Source organism: Paraburkholderia unamae, assembly GCF_003096875.1.
Classification (GTDB): Bacteria; Pseudomonadota; Gammaproteobacteria; order Burkholderiales; family Burkholderiaceae; genus Paraburkholderia; species Paraburkholderia unamae.
Window position 1 is genome coordinate 101,884 of the sequence record NZ_QEOB01000010.1, and the last position, 25,858, is coordinate 127,741.

Consider the following 25,858-nt stretch of genomic DNA (forward strand, 5'->3'; position numbering starts at 1 on the left):
TCGACAGCGGCGGCTCGATCGCGGGTCAGGCCGGAATCGACTCGGCCAGGTGCACGCCCCAGCGTTGCCGCAACGTGTCCTCGGCATACTCGTGGCGAAAGAGGCCACGCGCGCGCAACAGCGGCACGACTTCATCGACGAAGACGCCGAGGCCGTCGGGAAACACATCGGGCATCAGATTGAAGCCGTCCGCCGCGCCCGCGCGAAACCACGTTTCGATGAAGTCCGCGATCTCCTCCGGCGTGCCGACGAAACGCTTGTGCGTGCTGTGGCCGAACTCGGCAACCAGTTCGCGCACCGTGTATGCGCGCTTGCGCAGCACCCGCACGATCGATTCACGAAAGCCCAGCGACGCCTTGAACTGCTGCGGATCGGCCAGCTCGGCGTAGGCATGCGCGGGAATGCGCTCGTCGTAACCCAGTTCGGACAGGTCGAATCCCAGCCGTCCGCTGAGCGCCGCCACTTCGTGACGGCCGCCCGCCAGTTCGCTCAGCCGGGCTTCGCGCGCATACGCCTCCTCTTTCGTACTCCCGATGATGGTGATGAGGCCCGGCAGGATCGCCACGTCCTCGCGGCGGCGGCCCGCTGCGACGGCGTCGGCCTTGACCTGTTCGTAATGCTCGATGGCGGCGTCCAGGTCCAGCTCGGCGGCGAACACCGCGTTGGCCGTGCGGCCCGCGAGTTGCCGCCCCTGGGGCGAGCCGCCCGCCTGCACCAGCAACGGATGGCCCTGCGGCGAGGCGCCCAGACCCAGCCGTCCCTCCACCTTGAAGAACTCGCCGTGATGCGCGAGCGGCGTGCCGGAAATCGCGCCCTGCCACAAGCCCAGCACCACGTCGACGAACTCGTTGGCGCGGCGATAACGCAGCTCGCGCTCGGGATTGTCGTGCAGGCCGAAGTTCGGGCTAACGGCGGGACTGTAGGTGGTCACCGCGTTCCATGCCGCGCGGCCGCCGCTCAGGTGGTCGAGCGTCAACATGCGTTCGGCCAGTTCGACCGGGTCGTTGTATGTCGTGGAGAGCGTGCCGATCACGCCCAGGTGGCGCGTGGCGTCGGCAACCGCCGCGAGGATCAGCGAAGGCTCCAGCGCCCGCGCGCCCCGGCCGCGCGGATCGTGAGGCAGCGCAGGACTGTCGGCAAGAAAGAATGCGTCGAGCTTGCCGCGCTCGGCGATCCGGCCAATGCCCGCGTAATAGTCGGCGGACGTCACCGAGCGCGCGGGCAGGCCCGAATATTCGAACGCCGCGGCGGACACGCCGAAGTCGAGCACGTTGACGTTCAGGATCACATGACGAGGAGCTTGGACACTCATGCGGCCACCTTGTTGACGGGTTCGAAAGCGGGCGCGTGGCCGCTCAGGTCGGGGTCGGCGCGGCGCGCGATGCCAAGGCGCGCGCGCAGCGTGTTGGCGTGCGTGGGCGCGTTCACGGACGATTCGCTCGTCAGCCGGGCGAGCGAGCCTTGCGCGAGCCACGCGGCCAGTTCTCCCTCGCGGGCAAGCAGCGTGACGCCGACCACGTGCGCATGGCCGCGCCATTCGCTCAGTTGCGCATCGAGCGCCGGCGTCCACGGCGTTCGAACGTGCACCTGGATCGGCTCGCCGCTCGCGTGCGCGCTGTCGAGCACATCGGCGGCAACGCGCAGGAAGCCGCCCAGGTCCGCCGCGTTCACCTGCACGACGTCCGCCTCGCGCAAAGCCGCCAGTTCCGCGGCAACGCTTGCGTGGGCGTGCCAGCGCCAGAACACCACCGGCTCGCCTTGCGGCGTGGCGGGGCTGTTCAGCGGCCCGCGTGTTGGAAAGAGGCCTTCGTGCGCGGCGAGGCGCACTACGGCACGGCTCGACACGGACGGATCGTCGTCGAGCGATTCGAGCGGCCAGGTCCGCCAGAGCTTGCGTACGGCGACGAGCGCTTCGGCAAGCGTCGCGACATCGGCGGGCGCGTCGGTCCAGGCGGATGTCTCGCCAAGACCGAGCGCCGTGGCGCGATCGTGCCGCAAGGCCAGCAGTCCCGCGCGGCCCTCGCTGAAGTGATCGAGCGAGGCGCTGCGTCGTGCGATGTTGTACGGGTGATCGCGCTGCGGCGAGGCGGCGGCCACCAGGCCGATACGCCGCGTATGGCGCGCGAGCAGCGCGGCGGTCACGGTCGGGCTGGGCGCCACGCGAGGCGCCTCATCGTCGCGCTCGCCGCCGATCACGGCGTACGCCGCGCCGCTCGCATCGAGCGCGCGCACGGCGTCGCCGGCTGGCGATGCCAAAGCGGCAAGCAGATCCGCTCCGGGAAGTTCGATTCCGATGTGCAAGGGAACAGGCAATCTGGTTCTCCACGTTTGCGCGGCGCGTGCTGCCGGGAACGGGTGGCGGATTGCGCACCGAGGCAGGCGACGCTCACGCTAAAAGGGGAAGCCGCGCGGGTCATCGTAACGTCGTGACGTCGCACGGCTTCGACGGACAAAATGCGGCGACTCAATGCACCTTGGCAAAGCCGTGACGCTCGGCCAGCAGGTCGAGAATGCGCCGGGTGTCGGTCACGAAACGCCGCTCGCCCAGCGTCAGCGCATCGGCGGGCGCGGGCAGTTCGTCGCCCAGCACGAGCACCGGCAAGCCCTGATGATCGGCGTCCAGCGCCTCGATCACCGCCGCGCGAGGACGCTCGAACGGAATGCGGCGCACGTCGAGCCGGTCGACTTTCGACGGGTCGCTCGCAAGCAGCCCTTCGATGGGCGCGCCGTCCGGGCAGATAAACCGCTCGCCTGGGTGGCGCGGGTCGGTGAAGTTCGGTTCCAGCAATAACAGCAGATCGCGGCTCATGATGTGTTTGCCTCTTCGTGGATAGGACTTTGTTGCTTCGGTTAAGCGGCGCTTGCGGGGTCGCGCCAGCGCACGATCAGATCGACGGCCAGCGTGCACGCGACGAACACGAACGCCGCGAAAATGGTGGTGCCGATCACGACCGGAAAGTCGCCATCGAGCGCGGACGTGACCGCGAGGCGGCCCACGCCGTCGAGCCCGAACATCTGTTCCGTGACGATCGCGCCGCCCATGATCGTGGCCAGTTCCAGCCCGCCGAGCGCCAGCACCGGATTGAGCGCGGCCGACCACGCGTGGCGCAGTTGCACCTGCCACTCGGGCACGCCTTTGGCCCGCGCGGTGCGCACATAGTCGGCGCTCAGCACGTTGAGCATCGACGAGCGCACGATGCGCTGGAACACGCCCACCTCCGCCACCGACAACGTGAGCCACGGCAGCAACAGGTGCCGCGCCCATTCGCCCACGCCCTCGCTGAGCGGCGCGTAACCGCCCGGCGGAAACAGGTGAATGCCGCGCAGCGACAGGTGATAAAACAGGAAGTACGACGCGAGCATGCCGCTCAGGAAGGTCGGCACCGAGAGCGCCGCATACGAGACGGTCGCAAGCCCGCGATCGATCCACGAGCCTGCGTAACGCGCCGCGATCGCGCCGAGTGCGACTGAAAAGATCGCCGAAAAAAACAGTGCCCCGGCCGCGAGCGACAGCGTGACCGGCACCTTCGCGAGAATCAGATCGGTCACGGGCGCCTGGTGGCGGAACGAATAGCCGAGTGCGGGCGGCCAGTGCGCGAGGCCCATGGGCGCGCCCTGAATATCGGGCCCGCGATACACGTAGTAGCCAAGCTGGCGATACCAGGGCTCGTCAAGACGCAGCGCGTGCGCCACGGCGTCGATCGTCTGCTGGCTCGCGTTGCGCGGCGCGAGCATCACGGCGGGGTCCTGGTACGCGAGGCGCGTGATCAGAAAGGTCGCGAAGAGGACGATCAGGAGCGTCGATACGGTCCGCAGCAGACGCAGCAACAGATTTGGCATGGTCAGTTTTCCTAACGTCTTGACGGATCGAGCACGTCGCGCAGTCCCGAGCTCAGCGAGTTGAAGCCCACCACGATCAGGAACAGCATGATGCCGGGCCCCAGCAGGAACCACGGCTGCACCTGGTACATCGACGAGCGCTGCGCATCGGCGATCATGTTGCCGAGGCTCGCGGTGGGCGCCTGCACGCCCACGCCGAGAAAGGACAAAGTCGCTTCCGCGATGATGTTGTTCGGCAACTGGACCGCCCAGTACACGATCACGGCGGGTGCGATGTTAGGCAGGATCTCGCGCCAGAGAATGCGCAGGCGCCCCGCCCCCGTCATCGCTGCCGCCTCCACGAACGGCTGGCTGCGCAGCGCGAGCGTCAGGCCGCGCACGAGCCGCGCGAAATACGTCCACGAAAAGAGCGCGATGACGACGATCACGAGGGTGGCCGGGTTCACGACGCTCGTGCCGTCCGCGCCGCGCGCGAAGGCAATCAGGCTGAGCGAGGTGACGACGAACGGAAACGAGAGCGTGACGTCGATGGCCTGCGAGAGAATGCGGTCCGCGTTCCCGCCCAGATAGCCCGCCACGAGCCCGATCATCGTGCCCACGACCATGGCGAGCGTGGTGGCGGGCAGCGCGATCAGCAGCGAGAGGCGCGCGCCATAGAGCGTGCGCACGAATACGTCGCGGCCGTTGTCGTCGGCGCCGAACGGGAACGCGCGGCTGGGCCCCACGGGCAAGCCCATTTCGGAGAGCGCCGTGTCGCGAAACTGCTGCGTGGGACCGTGGCCCAGCCAAGCGGCAACGAGCGGCGCGGCCAGCGCCGCCGCCACCACGCAAACCACGATCAGCAAGCCCACCACCACGCTGCGCTCGCGCAACAGCACGCCTGTGATGCCGGCGGCGCGCCGCGCGGGTTGAGCGCCCGCTACGGGCGGTGACAGGGCTGGCAACCCTCTAGACATGATCGAGCTCCGCTAAACCGGAAGTAAATAGCTGCCCGCGCCCCGGAATGGAATCGACGAGCTTGCGGGTGTAGGGATGTTGCGGGTGCGCGAGCACCTCGCGCGCCGGGCCGGTTTCGACGATGCGCCCGCCGTCGAGCACGAGCACGCGATCGCAAAGCTCGCCGACCACGGCCAGGTCGTGCGAGATGAACAGGAACGACACGCGCAGCGCGTCGCGCAATGAGCGCAGCAACGCCACGATGTGGCGCTGCGTGGTGAGGTCGAGGGCTGAGACGGGCTCGTCGGCCACCACCACGCGCGGCTGAAGCGCCACCGCGCGCGCGATGGCGACGCGCTGGCGCTGGCCGCCGGAAAGCTGCGCCGGAAAGCGCTCCAGCAATTCGTGAGGCAGTCCCACGCGCTGCGCGAGCGCGGCGACCTCCTGCTCGATGCGCGCGGCCGTGAGCTTGCGCTGGAGGATGAACGGCTCGGCCAGTACGGTCGCCACGCGCTGGCGCGGATTGAGCGAGCCGTACGGGTCCTGGAACACCATCTGGATCGCGCGGCGCGTAGTCGCTTGCAGACGTGGCGCGCCGCGCCCCGCTTGCGCATAAGCGTCGCCGTCGAGCAGCACGCGGCCGCCGTCGGGGCGGTCGAAACCCGCTACGATGCGGCCGATGGTCGACTTGCCCGAGCCCGACTCGCCAACCAGACCGAGAATCTCGCCCTCATGCAAGTCGAACGACACCGCGTCGAGCACCGTGCGAGCGTGCGAACGCCAGCCGCTGCGGCTCGTGCGCACGCGCGAGACCGCCTCGACCCGCAACAGCGGCGTCGCCGGCGATGCGGACGGGCGCAACGGCGCGCGCAACGGCAGCGACGCTTCGAGCAGTTGCTTCGTATAGGGATGCGAAGGCTCGCGATACACCGCTTGCGCTTCGCCCGATTCGCGCACGTGCCCGCGCTGCATGACGACGAGATGGTCCGCGATGTCCGAGACGAGCGCGAGATCGTGGCTCACGAAGACGAGCGCCGTGCCGTGGCGCGCCTGAAGCTGGCGCAACAGGCGCATGATCGAAGCCTGAACCGTGACGTCGAGCGCCGTGGTCGGTTCGTCGGCGATTACAAGCTGCGGGTTCAGCGCGATCGCCATCGCGATCATCACGCGTTGACGCATGCCGCCGGAAAGCTGCCACGGATAATCGTCGATCCGGCGCTCGGGGTCGCGAATCCCGACCTCCGTAAGCAACTCGATCACGCGCGCGCGCAATGCACGCGCGCGCAGCGGACGATGCACGCGGATCGCCTCCGCGATCTGCACGCCGATACGCTTGAGCGGATGCAGGTTGCTCGACGGGTCCTGCGACACGTAGCCGATGCGCGCGCCGCGCAGCGCCCGCAACTGCCGCGCGCCCAGGTGCAGGATCTCGCGGCCGTCGAAGCGCACACTGCCCGTGACCTCGGCGCCGGGACCGAGCAGGCCGGTCGCCGCGAGCAGCGAGACGCTCTTGCCCGAGCCCGACTCGCCGACCACGGCCAGCGTGCGGCCCGCATCCACCGCGAACGACACGCCGCTCACCACCTCGTTACGCGCGCCCTGCGCGCCGAAGCTCACGCGCAGGTCGTTGATTTCCAGGAGCGCCATGGGGGTCGTCCACGAAATGCCGTTACTGGCGCAACGCGATGTTGGTCACGTCGGCCTGCACCGCGAGCGAGGACCACACCCAGTTCGTGACGCGGTCGGACGTGATGGCCACCTTGCGCTTTTCGAACAGCGGAATCCACGGCAGGTCCGCCGAAACGAGGCGATCCGCCTCGGTCCAGATCGGGCCGGGGTTCTCCGAGGGGAAGGCTTTTGCCGCGAGCGCGTTCAGTTGCGGATTGCGATAGCAGATCGCGTAGTTATTGCCCTTGCCGCAAGGCGACGCGTCCGAGTCGAGCCAGCCGCCAAGCAGCATGCGCGTGCTCGGCCCCTGCCAGTCGGGGGCGAACTGCGCGAGCGCGAGATCGTAGCGGCTCTTCGGGTCTTGCAGGTAGGCGAGGAACTGCGTCGGTGGGATCGGCAGCAGGTTGAGCTTGATGCCCGAGGCGGCGAGGTCTTCCTTGAGCGTCACCGCGATGGCCGAAAACTGCGCATTGGCGCGATAAGCCAGGTCGAAGCTCACGCCGCCGGGGTAGCCCGCCCCGGCGAGGAGCGCCTTCGCCTTCTGCGCATCGCCCCGGTCCTGCGGGGTGCCATACGGGTCGAACTTCTGATAGCCGAGCGTGGTGGACGTGATGATCTGCCCGAGCGGCTCGGCGGCGATCGTGCCGCCTTGCGTCTGGACGATATGCGCCTTGTTCACGCCGTAAGCCAGCGCCTGGCGCACGGGCAGCTTGCGCAGCGCATTGGCCCCCGCGCTCTGTGCCTCGGGCCGCGCGTTGATGACGATGAAGTTCGCCGCGCCGCTGTTCGACGCATGCAACTGCGGGCTGTTCTGCAACTGGTAGCTGCGCAGCGTCGCGAGCGGCGGCACGTCCAGATACAGCGAAAGGTCGGCCGCGCCCGTCTGGATTTTCTGCACGACTGCGTCTTCGCTGTTCGAGGTGAAGTCGATCACGATGCGATCGGCGTAGGCGTGGCGCGCGGGGTCGCTTGCGTAGTTGTAGTTGGGCACTCTCGCGAGCGTGAGTTGTTGGCCGCTCGTATAGGACTCCACATAATACGGTCCGCTCGACGGGAAATTACGCCGGAACTCCTGCGAATCGGGAAAATAGCGCGAGGCGACTTCTTCGGGCAACGGCGACACGAAGTTCATCGACAGGATGTTCAGAAAGTCGTAGTTGCGCGTGTCGGAGCGCAGCACGAGCGTCTTGTCGTCGGGCGCGGTGACGCCTGCGATGTCATGCGTATCGATGAACTTGCGGGCCGCGGCCAGATCGCCGGTCGGCACCTTCGAGAAGGCCTTGCAGTAGTCGGCGAATCCCGAGAACGCGAGATTGAAATAGTTGACCGCCGCGACCTGGCGGTTGGGGTCGCAGAAGCGCTTGATCGTGTAGACGAAGTCCTTCGCGACAATCGGGCGTTGCGTGGGACCCGCGAAGCGGATGCCGTCGCGCAGGTGGAACGTATAGGTCTTGCCGTCCGCGCTCACGTCCCACGACTTCGCGAGATCGGGCACGATCTTCGTGTCGTCCTTGAGTCCGGCGGGCGAGCCGGGATAGGTGACCAGCTGGCGCGTGACCGCCCGCAGGATCTCCCACGAATCGATGCTGTAACCGGTCTGCGGATCGAATGCGTCGATATCGGGCTGCAACGAGGCAATGCGCAGCGTGCCGCCACGCTGCGGCGCGTCGGCCGATGCGGCATGCGCGCCGCCCGCATTCACGCCAAGCGCGACGAGCGCCGCGAAACCCGCCGCCCGCTTCGCGCGTTCCAGAAATTTTGCCTTCATGGTCAATGCTTTGAGTTGAAAGAGGATGAGGAGCGGACAGCGCTAGAAACGCGTGCCGCTGAACGGCGCCGCATCGCACGCGAACAAGGCGTCGAGCCCGTCGAGCGCAGGCGCGTGGTGCACGTCGAGGCGTCCCGCGCGCGCCAGTTGCCACCAGCGCACGCCGCCGAGATAAACCGCCGAGAGCGCGTCAATGCCAAGCACGACATCCGGCGAACGGCTCGTCGCTTGCACACCGCGCTCCGAGAGATGAAAGCGCGCGCTGTTGCCCGCAATGAGCGGATCGGCGATCTCGATGACCGCCTCGCCGCCGTAGTGACCGTAGCGGCGCGCCGCAAGCGCCGCGCGCACGTCGAGAATGCGCAGCCACGTTTCATCGGCCACCGCGCTCACGCGCGCGTCGCGATAGTTGTCGAGCAGCCAGCCAAACGGCTCGTCGATCGCACAACTGGCGATCACGATGCGATGCGCGATATCGCGCGACAACAGATGGCCGAGCAGATCCGCCGAAGCGCCCGGTGTGCGCGCGACGAAATCGCTGACGACGATCGTTCGCTGCCGGTCGCTGAACCAGCCGTCGCTGGCCGCCGCGTGATAGCGCACATAGCCGTCCGGACCGTCGGGGCCTTCATGCGTCGCCAGGTAGTGCGGGGTGGGCGCACCGCGCTCGCGCAGCGCGACATTCGCCCACCAGTACGGCGGGCGGCTGATCGTGCCCGCGCGCAACGGCGGATGCCGTTCGTAGACGTGGCGCATCGTGTCCCATTCCTGCGCGGGGTCGATGAGCCGCACTGCTTCGGGGCGCCACTCGACGGCGAGGCGCGCATGCCGCGTGTCGATCTCGACCGTAGCCGTGGACGACGCCACCGCGTAACCGAAGCGGCCATAGAGCGTGGCAGACGACGCCCGCAATGTCGCCACCACGTCGCCAGCGGCGTGCGCGTCGCGCAACTGGCGTTCTAGCAACGCCGTGGCTACGCCCCGCCGCGTGCAACCGGGCGCGACCCCGACATGCGTCACCGCGGCATGCGCCACGCGCGCGCCGCCCGGCACCGTGAGCGTGCCCGAGTAAGACTCCGTCGTGCCGACCAGCGTGCCGCCGTCGAACGCGCCATAGCTGCGCCCCGGCTCGCTCATGCCGACCAGACGCACGGCGTCGTCTTCGGTGAGCGCAGGCAAGCCGATCATCGCGGAGCGAAACAATGTGAGCGCGGCCAGCAGATCGGCGGTGTCGCGCAGCACGCGAACTTCAATGCTCATTGCCCACCTGCCGCGTGTACGTCACGTTTGGCAAACGCACTGAGTCTCGTCGGTTCTTGCATGGCGCTTCGCAAATCATATTGACGCTGGATTGGAGATATCCGCTGCAATAACACGACCTGACATCATTCCTGCGGCGTGTTGATCGGCGGGTTTCAATCCTAGCATTCGACTTGCGGATTATTCTGCACTCCGATTATATGAATTGCTTCTGAATATTTTCGGCGCGCAATCATAAGCTATTCAACGGCGCTCGCCCCGCGTGCATCAGGCAATGGGAAAAAGCGCTCATATCGATTGCATGAATCAATGGTTGCCGGAAGCGTTTGGCGAATCTAGCCTTTTCGCTTCCCGGCACATCGCTGTGCTCATTTTCAGCGCCGCGCGTGCCTTCGACCCCTGATCGACTGATTCTCCCGATGTCCGACACCCCACCCGACTTGCCCGCCGATAAGCCGACCAATCCGCGCCGCCGCGCAGTGCTTGCCGCAGGCGCCGCCGTTGGCGTCGGCGCCGTCGCTTACGGCTTCTGGCGCACTTCGTCCTCAACCGGCCAGGCCGCCACGCAAGGCGCAGCGGGCGTGCAAGGTGCGCAAGGCGGCACGCTCGTGGTCGGCTCGTACCAGGAGCCCACGGTCTACGATCCCAACCATCAGTATTCGTGGGAGACGTACCGGATCGACCGGCATATCTACGAATCGCTGGTCGCCGAAGACCTGTCGAAGCCCGCCTCGGCCGGGCCGCCGCCGCTCATTCCGGCGCTCGCGCAAAGCTGGGAAGTCAGCGACGACGCGACGACGTTCACGTTTCATCTGCGCCCCGGCGTCAAGTTTCACGACGGCACCGATTTCGACGCGCACGCCGTGGAATTCAACGTGCGCCGTTTCAGCGACCCGGGCTTCGAGTTCTATGACGTAAAGGCGAACGCGTTCATGAAAGCGGTGTACGGCGACCTCAAGTCATTCGAGGTACTGAACGACCAGACGGTGCGCTACACGTTCAAGCATCCGTTTCGCGACTTCCTGCGCATGCTGCCGCAAGGCAACTACGTGTCCGGCATCTTCAGCCCGCAGGCGCTGAAACAGTACGGCCAGGACGGGCTCGCCGAACACGCGACGGGCACCGGACCGTTCCGTCTCGTGCAGCGCGTGCATGGCGAGAAAACCGAACTCGCGCGCAACGATCAGTACTGGGGCGGCCGCGCCCCGCTGGAGCGCATCGTGTTCAGACCGATCACCGACGACGCTACGCGGCTCGCCGCCTTGCAGGCGGGCGAGATCGACATTCTCACGCGCACCCCGCCCGATGCGGTCGACACACTGACCGGCGGCGGCTACGCGGTGCCCGAAAGCGCCCAGGCGGGGTTGCTGTATCTGGGGTGGAACTTCCGCAACCGTTTCGCGCAGCAGTTGCCCGTGCGTCAGGCGATCATCCAGGCGATCGACCGCGAAGGTCTCGCGAAGACGCTCTTCAAGGGTCACGCGCTCGCCGCATACAGCATTCTCAACCCTGGCAACGCGGCGTTCGACGCGAACCAGCGCGACTACGCTTACGACCCCGAAGCCGCGAGAAAGCGGCTCGCCGACGCGGGCTTCAAGGACGGCGATATCCGCTTCACCATCGCCACCGACGAGGCAAACCAGCCGAGCATCGAATGGATTCAGCGCGATCTCGCCAAGGTCGGCATTCACGTCGACATCCTCTCGCAGGAATGGCTCACGTACACGTCGAATCTGCCGAAGCTCGCGCCGGAAGTGGCGCTCACCAGCATGGAGTGGGGCTTCGTCACGCCGCTGTGGGCGCGCATCGTGTATCAGGGCTACGTCGTCACGCGCGGCGGCGGCGATCTGCTCGGGCCTGAACTGAAGGCGGCGATCGACACCGCCTCGCACGAAGTGGATGAAGCGAAGGCGATTACCGCATGGAAGCACGCCAACGGGCTGCTCCAGCAGCAGGCGGCAACGGTGCCGCTCGTGTCCTTCACGCGCTACTTCGCCGTCAGCCCGAAGGTGAAGGGCTTCAACGTGCCCGCGCAGAACTGGTACGACCTCGCGCGCGTCTCGCTCTCGACATGATCCGCACGATCCTCCTGCGCCTGCTGACGGCCGTTCCGCTCTTTCTCGCGATCTCCGTGCTCGTGTTCGTCTCGGCGCATCTCGCGCCGGGCGACCCCATCTCGAACGCACTCGCGGGCCAGGTGCCGCAGGCGTCAATCGACGCGCTTCGCCATGCCTACGGCCTCGATCGCCCGCTTCCCCAGCAGTATGTCGTGTGGCTGGGCCATTTCCTCTCGGGGCAATGGGGCGCTTCGATCATCTACAAGGTGCCCGTTGCCAGCCTGCTTGCACCGGCGTTCGGCAACACGCTGCTGCTCACGGCCGCCGCCGTCGTGCTGTGCGTGGTGTTCGGCGTGGCGATCGGCGTGTTCGCGGGGCTCAGGCGCGGCACCCGTGCCGACGCCATATCGATGTTCGTGATCCAGCTCGGCCACAACGTGCCGATCTTCTGGCTCGGCCTCGCGCTGGTGTGGCTCTTTTCGCTCAAGCTGCACTGGCTGCCTTCCTCGGGCATCGCCGACTTGCGCGGCGACGGTGGCGCGCTCGACACGCTGCGCCACCTGCTGTTGCCCGCGTTCTGCGCGGCGGTCATCTCGATGCTGATACTCGCGCGCCTGGTGCGCGCGAGCGTGATCGAGATCGAGCGCGCCGACTACGTGCGCACGTTCCGCTCGCTGGGCTTTGCTCGCGGCACGCTGCTGCGCCGCCACGTGGGCCGCAATCTGCTCGCGCCGGTCGTCAACATGACGGGGCTGCAAATCGGCTATCTGCTCTCGGGCGTGATTCTCGTCGAGAACGTGTTCGCGTGGCCCGGTCTCGGCTCGCAGCTCTACGTGGCCGCGGCGGGACGCGACTATCCGCTCGAACAGGCGGGCGTCATGCTTGTTGCCGCGTGTTTTGTCGTGGCCAACCTCGTCACCGACATCACGCTCGACCTGCTGAATCCGCGCCTGCGAGCCTGAGGCCCGGCGCGACGCCATATCAAGGAATCTCCATGCCGCAAGCCGATCTCTCCGCCGCGCCGATCGACGACGCGTACGGCGCCTCCCCACACGATGCGAGCGATGCGCAAGATGCGCACTGGCAGCCGCCACGCTGGCGCGACGCGCTCGCGCGGCTCGCCGCCAACCGGCTGGCCGTGGCGGGCGTCGTCATCATCGCGCTCGCGGTGTTCGTCTCGCTGGCCGCGCCCTGGCTCGCGCCGTACGACCCGAACCATGCCGAACCGGCCGCGCGCCTCGCAGGCGTCGGCACGCCCGGCCACTGGCTCGGCCTCGACGCACAGGGGCGCGACATGACGAGCCGCCTGCTATGGGGCGGGCGCACGTCACTCGCCATCGTGGTCGTTTCGGTGCTCGGCGCCTGCGTGGCGAGCCTCGCGCTCGGACTCTACGCGGGCTACTCGCGGGGTCTCGCCGCCATCGCCGTGATGCGCGCAACCGACCTTTTGTTCGCATTCCCGATGATCCTGCTCGCCATCAATCTCGCCACGGCGTTCGGCGCGGGTCCGTTCACGGCGGGCGTGACCGTGTTGTTCAGCGCCCTGCCCTATCTCACCCGCGTCGTGTACGCGAACGTGCGGGCCGAGCGCGAGCGCGAGTATGTCGAAGCGGCGCGCGCACTGGGCGCGTCGACGTTCGACATCGTCGCGCGCGAAATCCTGCCGAACGTGCTCACGCCGCTCGTCGTGTACGGCACGACGCTGTGCGGCGGGATGATCGTGTTTCTCGCGGGGCTCAGCTATCTCGGCCTCGGCGTGCAGCCGCCCATGCCCGACTGGGGCCGCATGGTGAGCGAAGGCGCGAAGGTGATGCTCACGGGCGGCGCGCACGTCGCCACGCTGCCCGCCCTCGCGATCGTCGCCGTCTCGGTGGCGTTCAACTGGCTCGGCGACGGCCTGCGCGACGCACTCGATCCGCAAGGCTGACACGCCACCTCCTCTTCGCTCATCATGCCCCTGCTCGATATCGAACAACTCGAAGTGGATTTCGTCGGCCCGCGCGGCGCCGAACCGGCCGTGCGCGGCGTGACGCTTTCGCTCGAAGCGGGCGAGATCGTCGCGCTCGTCGGCGAGTCCGGTTCCGGCAAAAGCGTGACGGCCGCCGCGATCAACGGCCTGCTGCCGCGCGGCGTCACGCGCGTGCGCGGCAGCATCGCTTTCGACGGCCGGCCGCTCGTCGGCATCGGCGAAGCGCAACTCGAACGCTTGCGCGGCACGGGTGTCGCCACGATCTTCCAGAACCCGCTGAGCGCGCTCGATCCGACCATGCGCATCGGCGACCAACTCGCCGTGACGGCGCGGCTGCGCCGCCCGCTCACGCGTGCGCAGGCGCTTGCGCGCGCAACCAAGGCGCTCGCGGAGGTCGGCATCGACGATCCGGCGCGCACGCTGCGCGCGTGGCCGCACCAGTTGAGCGGCGGCATGCGCCAGCGCGTGATGATCGCGCTCGCCACGCTCAATCACCCGCGCCTGCTGATCGCCGACGAGCCGACCACGGCGCTCGACGCCGTCCTGCAAAAGGACATCCTGCGCCTGCTCAAGCGCCTGAATCAGGAGCACGGCGTGGCGATCCTGATCATCACGCACGACTTCGGCGTGGTCGCGGAGCTAAGCCAGCGCGTGGCCGTGATGCGCGCGGGCCGGATCGTCGAACAGGGGCGCACCGCGGACGTGCTCGCGGCCCCGAAGCACGCGTACACGCGCAGCCTGATCGACGCCGTGCCGGAAATCGGCTTGCGTGCGCTCGACCCGTCGCCTTCGCGGCGGCTCGGCGCTGCCGGTGCGGGCGGCCAGAAGCGCAGCGCTGCCGGGACGAACACGAGCGCGCCCGCGAACGCCGCCCCCGTGCTGCTCGAAGCGCGCCGCGTGCGCCGCACGTTCGTCACCGCGAGATCGTGGCTGCCTTCGCGCGCGCGGCGCTTCGATGCCGTGGTCGACGCCCGCCTGGAGGTGCGGCGCGGCGAGATCTTCGGGCTGATCGGGGCGTCCGGTTCGGGCAAATCGACGCTCGCGCGCGTCGTTGCGCACCTGATTCCCGCGAGCGAAGGCACGGTGCGCTTCGACGGTGCGGACCTCGCCAAGCTCGACGGCAGCGCGCTCAAGGCATTTCGCCGACGCTTCCAGTTCGTGTTCCAGGACAGCGCCTCGTCGCTCAATCCGCGCCGCACGCTGCTCGAACAACTCGCCGATCCCGCCTTGCGCCTCGGCGTCGCGCGCGACCGCGAGCACGCGCGCGAGCTGGCGCAGGAAGCGCTCGAACGCGTGGGCCTCGAAGCGCGGCATCTGAACCGCTATCCGCATGCCTTCTCGGGCGGCCAGCGGCAGCGCATCGGCATTGCGCGCGCGCTGGTCGTCAAGCCGGAATTCATCGTGCTCGACGAGCCGACGTCCGCGCTCGACGTCTCCATCCAGGCGCAGATCCTGAACCTGCTGCTGGCGTTGCGCGAATCGCTCGGCCTCACTTATCTCTTCATCGGGCACAGCCTGCCCGTGATCGAATTCCTGTGCGACCGCGTGGCCGTGATGGAGCGCGGACGCATTATCGAAACACTCGACGCCGCCAATCTGCGCGCCAACGCGCGGCACCCCTCGACGCTGCGCCTGCTCGACGCGGTGCTGCCCGTGCGCGTGGCCGCACCGGCGTCGCGCGCCCTGCTTACGGAACTGTCTTCATGAGCCGCCAACGTCTGATCTTCAACGCCTTCACCCACGTCACGCCCAATCATCATAGTCACGGCTACTGGCGGCATCCGCAAGGGCGTGGCCAACTGGAATACAAGCGCTTGCAGCCGTGGATCGAACTCGCGAAGACCGTGGAGCGCGGCCGCTTCGATACGGTGTTTCTGGCCGATGTGGTGGGCGTGTACGACCGCTTTCGCGGCAACGGCGACACATCCATTCGCACTGCGATGCAATTTCCGAGCCTCGACCCGGCGAGTCTCGTTTCGGCGCTCGCGGCGGCCACCGAGCACGTTGGCTTCGCGGTGACGAGTTCGGTGATCCAGGATCATCCGTTCGACTTCGCGCGCCGCATGTCCACACTGGATCATCTTTCCGACGGGCGCATTGCCTGGAATATCGTCACCTCGTACCTCGACAACGCCGCGCGTAATTTCGGCCAGGACAAGCTCGAAGAGCACGACGAGCGCTATCGCTGGGCCGAAGAGTACGTCGAGGTCGTCTACAAGCTGTGGGAGGCAAGCTGGGAGGACGACGCGCTCGTCGCCGACTTCGAAAGCGGCGTATTCGCCGAGCCGTCGAAGGTGCGCAAGATCCTGCATCGCGGCGCGCGCTACAGCGTGGAGGGCCCGCATCTGGCCGAGCCCTCGCCGCAACGCACGCCGCTGCTGTTCCAGGCGGGCGGCTCGGAAGCGGGCCGCGCGTTCGCGGCGCGCCATGCGGAAGCGACTTTCATCGCGGCGCGCACACCCGAGAGCGCCGCGAAGCATGTGGCCGACCTGCGCTCGCGCGCCCGCGCGTTCGGCCGCGCCGGGGACGAACTGAAGATCATCGTGTCGCTCGCGCCCGTGATCGGCGCGACGGAACAGGAGGCGCACGCGCGCCGCCGCGAGTTGAAGGAATGGCTGAGCCTCGAAGCGCTCCAGGCGTTCTATAGCGGCAGCCTGGGCGTCGATCTGTCCGACATCGATCCGAACCGGCCGCTTTCCGAACTGCTGCTGACCAACCATGTGCGCGGCAACGTGCGCGCTTTCATCGAGGCCGCGCCGGACCGCACGGTCACGTTCGGCGACCTGCTGAAGGAGACGGTGTCGGGGCGCTTCGCGGGCACGCCCGAACAGATTGCCGACGAAGTGCAGCGCTACGCTGACGCGGGCGTGGACGGCTTCAACGTGGTGCCGGTCACGACGCTGGGCTGGTGGACCGAGTTCGTCGATCACGTGGTGCCGGTGCTGCAAAAGCGCGGCCTGATGCAAACGGAGTACGCTCCGGGCACGCTGCGCGAAAAGATTCACGGACGCGGCCCGAACCTGCCCGATCACCATCCGGCGCGCGCCCTGCGCGACGCCGTGCGGCGCGGCGTGGCGCAGCCGGTTCATTGAGCGCGCGCGAGCCTTCGGCCGAAGCCGGATAAGCCGCTAACGCCCGAACAGCAAATACACCAGCGCGGCGCCGACGAATGCCACACCGGCGCCCTGCCACAGCGTGATCGACTCGCCCAGCACGAGAATGCCCGCAACCAGCCCGACAACCGGCACGCCAAGGCTGAATGGCGCGATGCGGTTGGCGGGGTGCCGCGCGAGCAGGCCGGTCCACAAGCCATAGGCCGCGAGCGTGGCGAGCCAGCCGAGATAGGCGGCGGCCACCCATCCCGCCACCGAAACGTGCGACCAGTCGCGCCACACCGCCGCGCCGTCGAAATACAGGCTCAGCGCGACGAAAGGCGCGATGGGCGCAAGGCTCGACCACACGACGAACTCGAACGGCGAATAGCCGGGAAAGCGCCGCTGCAACTGCCGCGCGAAAATATTGGCGACGGCCCACATCGCCGCCGCGCCCAGATTCAGCAACAGGCTTGCGAGCGTCAAGCCGGAGCCTGCTCCCGTGGCGCTCACGTTCATCGCAAAGCAGCCGAGCCCCATGGCCGCCAGCACGAGCGCGACCTTGGCCGGACGGCTCAGCTTTTCGTGGAGAAACGCGCCCGCCAGCAGCGCGGTGAAGAACACCTGCGTTTGTTGCAGCACCGAAGCGAGCGCCGAGGTCATGCCCAGGCGCAGCGCCAGAAATAGCAGGCCGAACTGGCCCACGCCCTGCACCAGACCATACGCCACGATCCAGCGCCACGGTACGGCCGGCTTCCTCACGAGCAGGATCATCGGCAAGGCGGCGAACACATAGCGCACCGCGCCTAACTGCATCGACGTGAAATCGCGCAGCGCGACTTTCATGGCGACGAAGTTGAATCCCCAGATCACCACGACCGCCGCCGCCGCCGCGAGGTCGCCCCGGCTCAACGTTGCGCGGTTCATGCGGCGGGCCGGTCCTTGCGAAACGCGTTCTTCACCAGAATCTTGCCGTCGCGAAACGTGAACACGTCCACCATGCGCGCCTCGACGCGCTTGCCGTCCGCGCGCGTGCCGTGGAACGTCGACTCGGTCACGCCGCGCGCGCCCGCCACGAAGTGATCCGCGTCGAGCCAGCGCGCGTCGGGAAACGTCTCCCAGGCAAGCTGGAAGCCCGCGCGCACCGCATCGCGCCCAATGAAACTGCGGCCCATGACGTCCGGTCCCGCCACCGCGTGAAACGCGCAGTCGTCGTGCATGAAACGCATCAACGCGTCGATATCGTGGCGATTCCAGGCGCCGGAAAAATCATTAAGGAATGCGATATTGATGGAATTCGATGACATGAGTCGGTACTCGTCAGAGGGTCAAACTGTCCGTTGCCGCCGTGGTGCCGGCGGCCCGGTTCGAAAACGCCCATCTTAAACAATGCCGGGCGCGGTCCGTGGTACCAGGCCTGTCCAGCGATGGAGCCAGCCCGCCCCGGCAAGCCCGCCGCGCCGCTGGCACCATCGCCTTATTTTGTTGGCACCATGAGCCTGCGGACTTTCGTTGCAAGATGGTTCCATCCCAATCGGCACCCAACGGAACCCGCTCATGAACCCCATGCAAACGCTTGCCGGACTTGCCGCGAGCGAGCCCCTTGCGCCCTACGATCCCACCTATGATCCGCTCGTCGCCGCGAACCCCGGCCACGGCGTGGACTACGCGCCGACTTACTGGGTGGCGAGCGCGGGCGCGCCCCCCGAGGACGACGGCCCGATCCGCGCCAGCGCCGACGTTGACGTCGTGGTGGTCGGCTCCGGCTTCACGGGCCTCGCCACGGCGCTCTTTCTCGCGCGCGAGCACGGCATACGCGCCACCGTGCTCGAAGCCAACCGCGTGGCCTGGGGCTGCACGAGCCGCAACGGCGGCCAGGGCCAAAACGCGAGCGGACGCCTCTACCGCTCGCAGTGGATCGAGCGCTGGGGCAAGCAAACGGCGCTGCGCCTCGACGCCGAGATCCGCGAGGGCTTCGAGACGTTCAAGAGCCTCGTGGCCGAAGTGCCCTGCGACCCGCAGCCCGGCGGCCATCTGTATATCGCGCACCGCGAGAAGAAGCTCGACTTCCTGCGCCACGAGGCGAAGGTCATGCGCGACGTGTTCGGCTACGACACACGCATGCTCAGCGCCGGGGACGTGCGCACCCACTACGTGAACGACGCCGAAAATTGCGGGGCGCTGCACGAGCCCGACGGCATCGGCGTGCATCCGCTCAAGCTGGCCTTCGGCTATATGCGCATGGCGCGTGCCCTGGGCGTCAAGATTCATCCCGCGAGCCCCGTGCTGGACGTCAAGGCGCGCGGCGGCGGCTATGACGTGCGCACGCCGGGCGGCGTGCTGCGCGCGCGCGCCGTGGCCTTCGCCACGGGCGGCTATACGAGCAACGGCCTGCACCGGCGGCTCGATTCGCGCATCATGCCGATCCTCTCGAACTCGCTCGTCACGCGCCCGCTCACCGAAAGCGAGCGGCGCGCGACCAACTTCCTCACGCACCAGGTCATCACGGACACGCGCACGCTGCGCTTCTATTACCGGCTGCTGCCCGACTATCGCCTGCAAATCGGCAGCCGCAGTTCGGTCACGGGCGCCGACGCCACGCGCCAGAAGCATTTCGACGTGCTCGTCAACGGCCTGCACCGCAAGTTTCCCGCGTTGCGCGACGTGAGCATCGATCATTCGTGGTGGGGATGGGTGGACGTGAGCCACGACATGATGCCCCGCATCGCCCAGCCCGAGCGCAATCACAACGTGTTCTACGCGCTCGGCTACGGCGGCAATGGCGTGTCGTTTTCGGCGCATGCCGGGCGGCGCATGGCGCAGCGCATCGCCGGCAAGCCCGCTGCGGCATTCGACTTGCCGATCTACGACTCGGGGCTCCAATACCCGAATATTTTCGGCAGCGTCCGCTCGCCCTTGTTCGCGCCGTTCCGGCGCATTGGCCAGCGTTTCCTTTATCGCTGGTATCACCTGAACGACGAAGTGCTCTAAGTGCAGGGGGCGGTGCGGGCGTACAAGCGGCGAAAACCATGCTGGTTAATTAGCGATCCGAATTGAAATGGCGGTGCTTCGTGGTGCATGTTCGACGCCCGCAGACAGTGCCCGCGCACCGGATTGAACACCGACGGCCGAGCGAGATTTGTTGAGCCCGCAACGGAAGTCGCCAGCCAGGCCCGGCGAGCGCCCCGCCGGCGCGCTGGCCCTGGAGATAACCGCTGCTGGCTCCATCGACAGGTCTGAAACCTGCATTTTTTTCGCCGCTACGCCTTCCCTTACTATTCGAACAAAGGACGTCATCAGTGAGCACACAGTCTTACCTATATAAAACGGCGCTGGCCGTCGCGGCGGGGATCGTCTTCCAGACAGCGCAGACGGCATACGCAGCCGATCCGGCCAACGCGTCCGACACCCGCGCGCCCGCTGCGGCGAGCCTCGCCCAGTCGGCGTTTCCCGCGAACGGCGCGGGGACGTCTTCGATGGCGACCGCGCCTTCGTTGACGCCCGCCGCCGCGGCAAGCGCCGCGCCGCCGCCCTGCGTGGGCTACAGCCAGTACACCACGCGCATCGAAGTGGCCACGGTGCCGCTTCCGGTGTGCCTGCGCGTCGCGCCCGAGCTTGGCGGCGTGCGCGGCGCGATGGCCGAGCATGGCTTCGGCTTCGGCCTCGTCTCCATGCTGGGCTACGCCTATGACCTGAACGGCAATAACGCGCCCAAACAGGCCTATAACGGCCAGGACCCCACGTACAACCAGACGACCAACGTCTACCTGACCTACGACCTTTCGCGCATCGGCTTCAGCCAGAATGCGCAGTTCACGCTCTCGGGGTCGTGGGCCACCTCGACTTACCGGTCCGCGAATCCGCACGTGGCGACGATGACGATCTTCGGCATCGACCAGCCGCTGTTCGACCGGCGCATCGAGCTGATCTACGGCTTCATTCCCGGCATTCGCCTCTTCTATGGCATGACGCTCGGCGGCAACGCCTCGACTTCCGCGCTCGGGCCGCAGAGCGTGGTGCCGTTCCAGGCGGGCATGTCCGCCTCGGAACCCACGCCGACGTTCAACGTGATCATGCGCAGCCCCTCGCTGCGCTTCTACGACAGTTTCGCCGTCACGCGCAGCATGAGCCCCGAGGGCATCCTCAAGGACATCGACTACAACCCCTCGGGCTTCCGACTCTCGGTGCCCGGCGCACGCGCGCTCTTCATCAATGAGCTCGGCTACAAGCGCGCCGCCTCGCCCACCGAAAGCTCGATGTGGCTGCGCCTTGGCACGCTCTACAACACGAGCAGCTATACGCGCTTCAATTCGGCCACGCCGTCGAGCAACAATTACGAGTTCTACGTGGCCGGCACCTGGCAGCTCACGCGGCCCTGGCACGACGCGCGCGGGCTTTATGTCGATTCCAAGTTCGACTGGTCGCCCGCCGACCGCAACGCGCTCAACCGCGCCGTGCAGGTTTCGGCGTTCTATATCGGCCCGTTCGCGAGCCGCCCGTTCGACATGCTCGCCGTGGGCATCACAAAGAGCCTGTACAGCGGCGTGCTGCGCGACGTCTACGCGTCGTATCACGCCGATCCGGCCGCCTACACGATGGCTTATACGGCTTCGTACGCGGCGCGCGTGATTCGCGGCGCGTACCTCATCAGCAGCCTCACCTATACGAAGAACCCCGTGTTCGCGCCGCATCATCCCGATGCGCTGCTGCTCCAGGAAACACTCACCTTCACATTCTGAACGCACCGGCCGCGCTTCGATGCAAGCGCGGCCGGCCCCTCACCGCTATCGTTTGACTATCGCCATGTCCGCTACCCCATCCCTCGCTCCGGCCGCTTCGCTCACGCAAGCCGACTATCTTTCGCTCGACGCCACCGCCATGGCCGCCGCCGTGCGCGGCGGCGAACTCGCGCCCGCCGACCTGCTGGGCGCCGCCATCGCGCGCTGCAACGCCGTCGATCCGTTCGTGCAGGCCGTCAATCTGCGGCACGACGCATTCGCCCTGCAAAGCCTCGCGCAGGCGCGAGACGCCGCGCCCGCGGGCGCATTGTCAGGCCCGTTCGCGGGCGTGCCCATGCTGCTCAAGGACCTCAACACCGCGCTTGCGGGCACCGTCACCACGAACGGCTGCCGCTTCTTCGCGGGCAGCGATCCCGCCTCGTACACGAGCACGCTCGCACAACGCTATCTCGACGCGGGCATGCTGATCTTCGGCAAGACGACCACGCCCGAGTTCGGCCTCGCCACCACCACCGAATCGGCGCTGTGGGGCGCCACGCGCAACCCGTGGAACCTCGCGCGCAGCGCGGGCGGCTCGTCGGGCGGCGCGGCCGCCGCCGTCGCGACGGGCATCGTGCCGGCCGCGCACGCGACGGACGGCGGCGGCTCGATCCGCATTCCCGCCGCGTGGTGCGGCGTGTTCGGCCTCAAGCCCACGCGTTATCGCACACCGCAAGGACCGGCCGCCTTCGAAGGCTGGTTCGGCGCGAGTTGCGCTCACGTCGTCTCGCGCAGCGTGCGCGACTCGGCGGGGCTGCTCGACGCGAGCCACGGTCACGAGCACGGCAGTCCCTACTGGCTGCCCGCCCCGCCGACACCCTACGCGCAATGCTGCGAACGCGACCCGCAGCCGCTGCGCATCGGCCTCGTCACGGCCTCGCTCACGGGTGTGCCGCTCGACGCCGAAATCCAGCGCGTGCTCGACGAAACCGCACGCCGCCTCGAATCGCTCGGCCATGCGATCGAGCCCGTCACGCTGCCCGTGGATGCGCAACACCTCTTCACCGCGCACGGCACGGCAAGCGGCGCCGCGCTCGTCACCGCCCTGCGCGAGCGCGAGACCGCACTGGGCCGCGAAGCCACCGAGGCGGACCTGGAGGCGATCACGCTGCACATCTACGCGCGCAACCGGCTCGCCACATCGGAAGCGCTCTTTCGCGCGCGCCGCGCGTTCGAGCAGATCTCACTCGCCATGGAAACGCTGATGCAGCGCTACGACGTGCTGCTCTCGCCGGTCACGGCAGGACAGACCCCGCACATCGGCGAACTCGTGCTGAGCCAGCCGTTCGAGTCGTACGCCGCGAAGATGATGAACAGCGCAGCGTTCACCGTGGTGGCCAACGTGAGCGGTCAGCCCTCCATGTCGGTGCCGAGCGGCTTCGCCGCCGATGGCATGCCCGTCGGCATGATGTTCACGGCGGGGCTGTGCCGCGAGGACCTGCTGTTCTCGCTCGCGGGCCAGCTCGAACGCGCGTGGCCGTGGGCGCTGCCCACGCTCGACTTCGCCACCGCCGGCCGCGCCTGAGGCGCGCCCTCCCTGGAGACACGATGCAATGAAACAGGAACCCACCGGCGCGCGGCGGCACTACACGCTGCTGCTGCTCTTCGCCATCGCCACCGTCAACATGATCGACCGCCAGGTGATGGGCGTCGTCATCGAGCCGATCAAGCGCGAATTCGCCGTATCGGATTCGGCCATGGGTCTGCTCACGGGCCTCGCCTTCGCCGCCGTGTACTGCTGCTGCGCCATTCCCATCGCGCGCCATGCCGACCGCGCCAATCGCCGTAACGTCGTCGCGCTCAGTTGCGCGGCATGGAGCTGCATGACCCTCGTCTGCGGCACGGTCACGGGCTACTGGCAACTGGCGTTCGCGCGCATGGGCGTGGCGGTTGGCGAGTCGGGCAGCAATGCGCCTTCCATGTCGCTGCTCGCCGATCTCTACCCGCCACAGCGCCGCGCGCGGGCGATCAGCGTGCTGATGCTTTCGGCGCCCGCGGGCGCGCTGATCGGCATGACCGTGGGCGCGTGGCTCACCTGGTATCACGGCTGGCGCGCGGCCTTCTTCTGGCTCGGCCTGCCGGGGCTCGCGGTCGCGCTGCTGCTGCGGCTCACCGTTGCCGAGCCCGCGCGCACGCACGACGCCGCGCAGCAGAACACGCACACGCAGCCGAACACGCTCGCGCCCGCATCCACGCGAGCCGTGCTGCGCGACGCGCTGGCCTGCCGCCCGTTCGCGATGATCGTCGCGGCGGGCGCGCTGCTCGCCTTCTCCGGCTACGCGTTCGGCACCTGGAGCACGGCGTATCTCGTGCGCGCGCACGGCATGAACATCAAGGAGGCGGGCACGCTGATGGGCATCGCGGCGGGGCCCGGCGCCGTGATCGGCTCGCTGTCGAGCGGCTGGCTCGCCGACCGCCTCACGCACCGCGACGCACGCTGGCAAATCGGCGTGCCGGTGCTCGGCGCGCTGCTGACCTTTCCGTTCGCCGTGGCGTTCACGTTGACGCCCGCGCATCTCGCGCTGCCTGTGGGCCACATGAGCGTTCCGCTCGTCGGCCTCTTCATTCTGGGCATGTCCGTGTTCGGCATGTGGTGGATGGCGCCGACCTACGCCGCCGTCACGCAGCTCTTTCCCGCCGACCGGCGCGCGACCATCGTCTCGATGTATAACTTCGGCATCCTTGCGATCGGCGCGGGACTCGGCCCCATCGTCACGGGCGCGATCAACGACACGCTTTCGAAAGCGCTCGGTCACGACACGCTCGGCTGGGCGCTCGCGATCGTCTCGGCGGCCAACGTGCTCGCGGCGTTGCTGCTCGCAAGCGCGGCCGGCGCGTTTGCCCGCGCGATCGCGGCGCAGCCGCACGCCGCGCCGCACGGCGTGAAACCGCGCGCCGCCGCTACCTCGCGCGCGTAGCGCGGCCCGGCCGCCTGCGCAGCGCGTTGACGTGGCGCGCGAACTCCTCGACGCCGGGCACGATGCGCTCGGCGTCGATCACCGAAAAGCCCAGGCGCACGCACGGCGGGTGCGAAGGCTCGTGAAAGAACGGCTCGCCGGGGTCGAACAGCAGGCCGTTCGCGCTGCACGCCCCGAACAGCGCGCGCTGATCGATCTGGCCCGGCAGCGTCACCCATAGCGACGCGCCGCCTTGCGGCTCGCCAAACGTCAGGTCGGGCAGCGTCTCGCGCAGCGCATGGGTGAGGAGTCCGGCGCGTTGCCGCAACGATTCGCGCGTGTTGTGCAGCAGCCGGTCGTAGTGGCCGTGGCGAATGAACAGCGCGGCGGTGCGTTCGTTGTTGCCGGGCACCTGGCGGATCATGAGCCGCCGCAACTCGCGCAGGCGCTCGATCACCACGGCCGGCGCCACGATGAAGCCCACGCGCAAGCCCGGCGAAAGCAGCTTCGAGAGACTGCTCAGATAGATCACGCGGTCGCACTTGTCGATCGCCTTCAATGCGGGCAGCGGCTGGCCGACGTATTGCGTTTCCGGGTCGTAGTCGTCCTCGATGATCAGCTGGTCGTACCGCGACGCATGGTCGAGCAGTTCGAGCCGCCGCTGCGTGCTCATGGTGACGCCGGTGGGGCATTGATGGCTCGGCGTGCAATAGACGAACTGGCAAGCACCAAGCGTTGGCGTCATGCTCAAGCCCTCTTCGTCGACGGGCAGCGCCACGATGCGCGCGCCGTCGTGCGAGAAGATGTTGCGCGCGTCCATGTAGCCAGGGTCCTCCACGCCCACCATGCGCCCCGGCGTGCAGAGCAGCTTCGACAGCATGTAGAGGCCGTGCTGCGTGCCCATCGTCAGCATGACTTCTTCGGGTCTCGCCGAAATGCCCCGGCGCGGCAACACGGTGCGGATGAGCTGATCGATCAGCATGCCCGAGCCGCCGTCCACGTCATCCTGGCCCCAGTTACGCACCGCGCCCACTTCGAGCGCGAGGCGATTGCATTCGCGCCAGTCGGAAAGCGGAAAGAGCTTCGGATCGAACTGGCCGTACACGAATGCGTAGCGGTACTTTTGCCAGCCGCTCGGCCGGTCGAGCCAGCGAAACGTCCCCGCCTGCCTGAAATGGCGCTCCCACGCGGGCAGGCGCGAGACGGGTTCGGCGGCCAGCGGCGCAACGCCGGTGCGCTTGATCGTGGCGCGCACGAAATGCCCTTCGCGCGTGCGCGATTCGAGGTGGCCTTCGGCAACGAGCCGCTCGTACACGAGCAAGACCGTGTTACGCGAGATGTCGAGAATGCGCGCGAGATCGCGGCTGGAGGGCAGGCGCAGGCCGTCGGGCAGACGGCCGTCGAGTATCGCGTTGGCGAGTGAGGAGCGAAGCTGGATCTGTAACGCCGTGCCGGGACTTCTGTCGAGTTTCAGCAGTTGCCGCCACATCAGTTCCGTCTCTTCCACGTCGTGCCCCGTGTTCGTCAATCGTCAGGCACGCATCGCTGCGATTCGCGCGCCGTGCCGCCATTGTGGGACATTGGCGGCCGGCG

20 protein-coding genes are annotated in these 25,858 nt (G+C 67.8%); 9 read left to right on the forward strand and 11 right to left on the reverse strand.

The genetic code is table 11. The annotated features are described in order from the left end of the window. Positions 1-25: 25 nt before the first annotated feature. The 8 genes from C7402_RS21360 to C7402_RS21395 form a co-directional block, all read right to left on the reverse strand. Positions 26-1,312, reverse strand: coding sequence for an LLM class flavin-dependent oxidoreductase (locus C7402_RS21360; protein WP_116611993.1), 1,287 nt, complete (start codon positions 1,310-1,312; stop codon positions 26-28). Continuing rightward, entirely contained in the window at positions 1,309-2,313 is a 1,005-nt protein-coding gene (locus C7402_RS21365; RefSeq protein WP_208948966.1) for an LLM class flavin-dependent oxidoreductase, read from the reverse strand. Before C7402_RS21365 ends, C7402_RS21360 begins: the two co-directional genes overlap by 4 nt. 151 nt (positions 2,314-2,464) lie before the next feature. Further along, positions 2,465-2,809, reverse strand: a complete 345-nt coding sequence (locus C7402_RS21370; protein ID WP_112171738.1) for a DUF3088 domain-containing protein — start codon at positions 2,807-2,809, stop codon at positions 2,465-2,467. Positions 2,810-2,850: 41 nt separating this feature from the next. Then, the gene (locus tag C7402_RS21375) at positions 2,851-3,840 is read right to left on the reverse strand and encodes an ABC transporter permease (protein ID WP_112171737.1); all 990 of its coding nucleotides are present in this window, start codon (positions 3,838-3,840) and stop codon (positions 2,851-2,853) included. Positions 3,841-3,851: 11 nt separating this feature from the next. Continuing rightward, the gene (locus C7402_RS21380) at positions 3,852-4,796 is read right to left on the reverse strand and encodes an ABC transporter permease (protein WP_116611995.1); all 945 of its coding nucleotides are present in this window, start codon (positions 4,794-4,796) and stop codon (positions 3,852-3,854) included. Beyond that, on the reverse strand, positions 4,789-6,423 hold the full coding sequence (locus C7402_RS21385; RefSeq protein ID WP_116611996.1) for a dipeptide ABC transporter ATP-binding protein: 1,635 nt from the start codon (positions 6,421-6,423) through the stop codon (positions 4,789-4,791). Before C7402_RS21385 ends, C7402_RS21380 begins: the two co-directional genes overlap by 8 nt. Before the next feature lie 22 nt (positions 6,424-6,445). Further along, positions 6,446-8,212 (reverse strand): ABC transporter substrate-binding protein, encoded by a 1,767-nt coding sequence (locus tag C7402_RS21390; protein WP_116611997.1) that lies wholly within the window; start codon positions 8,210-8,212, stop codon positions 6,446-6,448. A gap of 42 nt (positions 8,213-8,254) precedes the next feature. Beyond that, a complete protein-coding gene (locus C7402_RS21395; protein ID WP_116611998.1) occupies positions 8,255-9,472 on the reverse strand; it encodes a GNAT family N-acetyltransferase in 1,218 nt (405 codons plus the stop codon). Positions 9,473-9,891: 419 nt separating this feature from the next. On the opposite strand from C7402_RS21395, the gene C7402_RS21400 reads away from it, so the two are divergent. From C7402_RS21400 to C7402_RS21420, 5 genes are read left to right on the forward strand one after another with little or no spacing between them, the layout of a single operon-like run. Beyond that, positions 9,892-11,547 (forward strand): ABC transporter substrate-binding protein, encoded by a 1,656-nt coding sequence (locus C7402_RS21400; protein ID WP_116611999.1) that lies wholly within the window; start codon positions 9,892-9,894, stop codon positions 11,545-11,547. Then, positions 11,544-12,491 (forward strand): ABC transporter permease, encoded by a 948-nt coding sequence (locus tag C7402_RS21405; protein ID WP_116612000.1) that lies wholly within the window; start codon positions 11,544-11,546, stop codon positions 12,489-12,491. The genes C7402_RS21400 and C7402_RS21405 overlap by 4 nt, the downstream gene beginning before the upstream one ends. A 32-nt stretch (positions 12,492-12,523) precedes the next feature. Further along, entirely contained in the window at positions 12,524-13,456 is a 933-nt protein-coding gene (locus C7402_RS21410; protein ID WP_116612001.1) for an ABC transporter permease, read from the forward strand. Positions 13,457-13,480: 24 nt separating this feature from the next. Continuing rightward, complete coding sequence (locus tag C7402_RS21415) at positions 13,481-15,205, forward strand: dipeptide ABC transporter ATP-binding protein (protein ID WP_116612002.1); 1,725 nt, start codon at positions 13,481-13,483, stop codon at positions 15,203-15,205. Then, positions 15,202-16,590 carry an LLM class flavin-dependent oxidoreductase gene (locus tag C7402_RS21420; RefSeq protein ID WP_116612003.1) on the forward strand — a complete coding sequence of 463 codons (1,389 nt, stop codon included), beginning with the start codon at positions 15,202-15,204 and terminating at the stop codon, positions 16,588-16,590. Before C7402_RS21415 ends, C7402_RS21420 begins: the two co-directional genes overlap by 4 nt. A 36-nt stretch (positions 16,591-16,626) precedes the next feature. On the opposite strand, the gene C7402_RS21425 is transcribed toward C7402_RS21420, so the two are convergent. Together C7402_RS21425 and C7402_RS21430 are read right to left on the reverse strand one after the other, a co-directional pair. Then, positions 16,627-17,517, reverse strand: a complete 891-nt coding sequence (locus C7402_RS21425) for an EamA family transporter (RefSeq protein WP_116612004.1) — start codon at positions 17,515-17,517, stop codon at positions 16,627-16,629. Continuing rightward, positions 17,514-17,897: a nuclear transport factor 2 family protein gene (locus tag C7402_RS21430; RefSeq protein ID WP_116612005.1), complete on the reverse strand. Its 384-nt coding sequence runs from the start codon at positions 17,895-17,897 to the stop codon at positions 17,514-17,516. Before C7402_RS21430 ends, C7402_RS21425 begins: the two co-directional genes overlap by 4 nt. 259 nt (positions 17,898-18,156) lie before the next feature. Between C7402_RS21430 and C7402_RS21435 the strand changes: the two genes are divergently transcribed. The 4 genes from C7402_RS21435 to C7402_RS21450 all read left to right on the forward strand — a co-directional run bounded on the left by C7402_RS21435 (position 18,157) and on the right by C7402_RS21450 (position 24,286). Beyond that, a complete protein-coding gene (locus C7402_RS21435; protein WP_116612180.1) occupies positions 18,157-19,581 on the forward strand; it encodes an NAD(P)/FAD-dependent oxidoreductase in 1,425 nt (474 codons plus the stop codon). A 308-nt stretch (positions 19,582-19,889) separates the two neighbouring features. Continuing rightward, entirely contained in the window at positions 19,890-21,329 is a 1,440-nt protein-coding gene (locus C7402_RS21440; RefSeq protein ID WP_116612006.1) for a carbohydrate porin, read from the forward strand. A 64-nt stretch (positions 21,330-21,393) separates the two neighbouring features. After that, positions 21,394-22,893 carry an amidase gene (locus C7402_RS21445; RefSeq protein WP_116612007.1) on the forward strand — a complete coding sequence of 500 codons (1,500 nt, stop codon included), beginning with the start codon at positions 21,394-21,396 and terminating at the stop codon, positions 22,891-22,893. Positions 22,894-22,921: 28 nt separating this feature from the next. Then, entirely contained in the window at positions 22,922-24,286 is a 1,365-nt protein-coding gene (locus C7402_RS21450) for a spinster family MFS transporter (RefSeq protein ID WP_116612008.1), read from the forward strand. Here C7402_RS21450 and pdxR read toward each other — a convergent pair. Continuing rightward, positions 24,270-25,772, reverse strand: coding sequence for a MocR-like pyridoxine biosynthesis transcription factor PdxR (gene pdxR, locus C7402_RS21455; protein WP_244314898.1), 1,503 nt, complete (start codon positions 25,770-25,772; stop codon positions 24,270-24,272). The genes C7402_RS21450 and pdxR overlap by 17 nt on opposite strands. Positions 25,773-25,858 lie beyond the last annotated feature (86 nt).

Coding starts and splice junctions, on each gene's coding strand:
- C7402_RS21450 (WP_116612008.1), top strand. CDS start 22,922: ATGAAACAGGAACCCACCGGCGCGCGGCGGCACTACACGCTGCTGCTG.
- C7402_RS21395 (WP_116611998.1), bottom strand. CDS start 9,472: ATGAGCATTGAAGTTCGCGTGCTGCGCGACACCGCCGATCTGCTGGCC.
- C7402_RS21410 (WP_116612001.1), top strand. CDS start 12,524: ATGCCGCAAGCCGATCTCTCCGCCGCGCCGATCGACGACGCGTACGGC.
- C7402_RS21405 (WP_116612000.1), top strand. CDS start 11,544: ATGATCCGCACGATCCTCCTGCGCCTGCTGACGGCCGTTCCGCTCTTT.
- C7402_RS21370 (WP_112171738.1), bottom strand. CDS start 2,809: ATGAGCCGCGATCTGCTGTTATTGCTGGAACCGAACTTCACCGACCCG.
- C7402_RS21385 (WP_116611996.1), bottom strand. CDS start 6,423: ATGGCGCTCCTGGAAATCAACGACCTGCGCGTGAGCTTCGGCGCGCAG.
- C7402_RS21360 (WP_116611993.1), bottom strand. CDS start 1,312: ATGAGTGTCCAAGCTCCTCGTCATGTGATCCTGAACGTCAACGTGCTC.
- C7402_RS21430 (WP_116612005.1), bottom strand. CDS start 17,897: ATGTCATCGAATTCCATCAATATCGCATTCCTTAATGATTTTTCCGGC.
- C7402_RS21400 (WP_116611999.1), top strand. CDS start 9,892: ATGTCCGACACCCCACCCGACTTGCCCGCCGATAAGCCGACCAATCCG.
- C7402_RS21375 (WP_112171737.1), bottom strand. CDS start 3,840: ATGCCAAATCTGTTGCTGCGTCTGCTGCGGACCGTATCGACGCTCCTG.
- C7402_RS21420 (WP_116612003.1), top strand. CDS start 15,202: ATGAGCCGCCAACGTCTGATCTTCAACGCCTTCACCCACGTCACGCCC.
- C7402_RS21425 (WP_116612004.1), bottom strand. CDS start 17,517: ATGAACCGCGCAACGTTGAGCCGGGGCGACCTCGCGGCGGCGGCGGCG.
- C7402_RS21390 (WP_116611997.1), bottom strand. CDS start 8,212: ATGAAGGCAAAATTTCTGGAACGCGCGAAGCGGGCGGCGGGTTTCGCG.
- C7402_RS21435 (WP_116612180.1), top strand. CDS start 18,157: ATGCAAACGCTTGCCGGACTTGCCGCGAGCGAGCCCCTTGCGCCCTAC.
- C7402_RS21415 (WP_116612002.1), top strand. CDS start 13,481: ATGCCCCTGCTCGATATCGAACAACTCGAAGTGGATTTCGTCGGCCCG.
- C7402_RS21445 (WP_116612007.1), top strand. CDS start 21,394: ATGTCCGCTACCCCATCCCTCGCTCCGGCCGCTTCGCTCACGCAAGCC.
- C7402_RS21380 (WP_116611995.1), bottom strand. CDS start 4,796: ATGTCTAGAGGGTTGCCAGCCCTGTCACCGCCCGTAGCGGGCGCTCAA.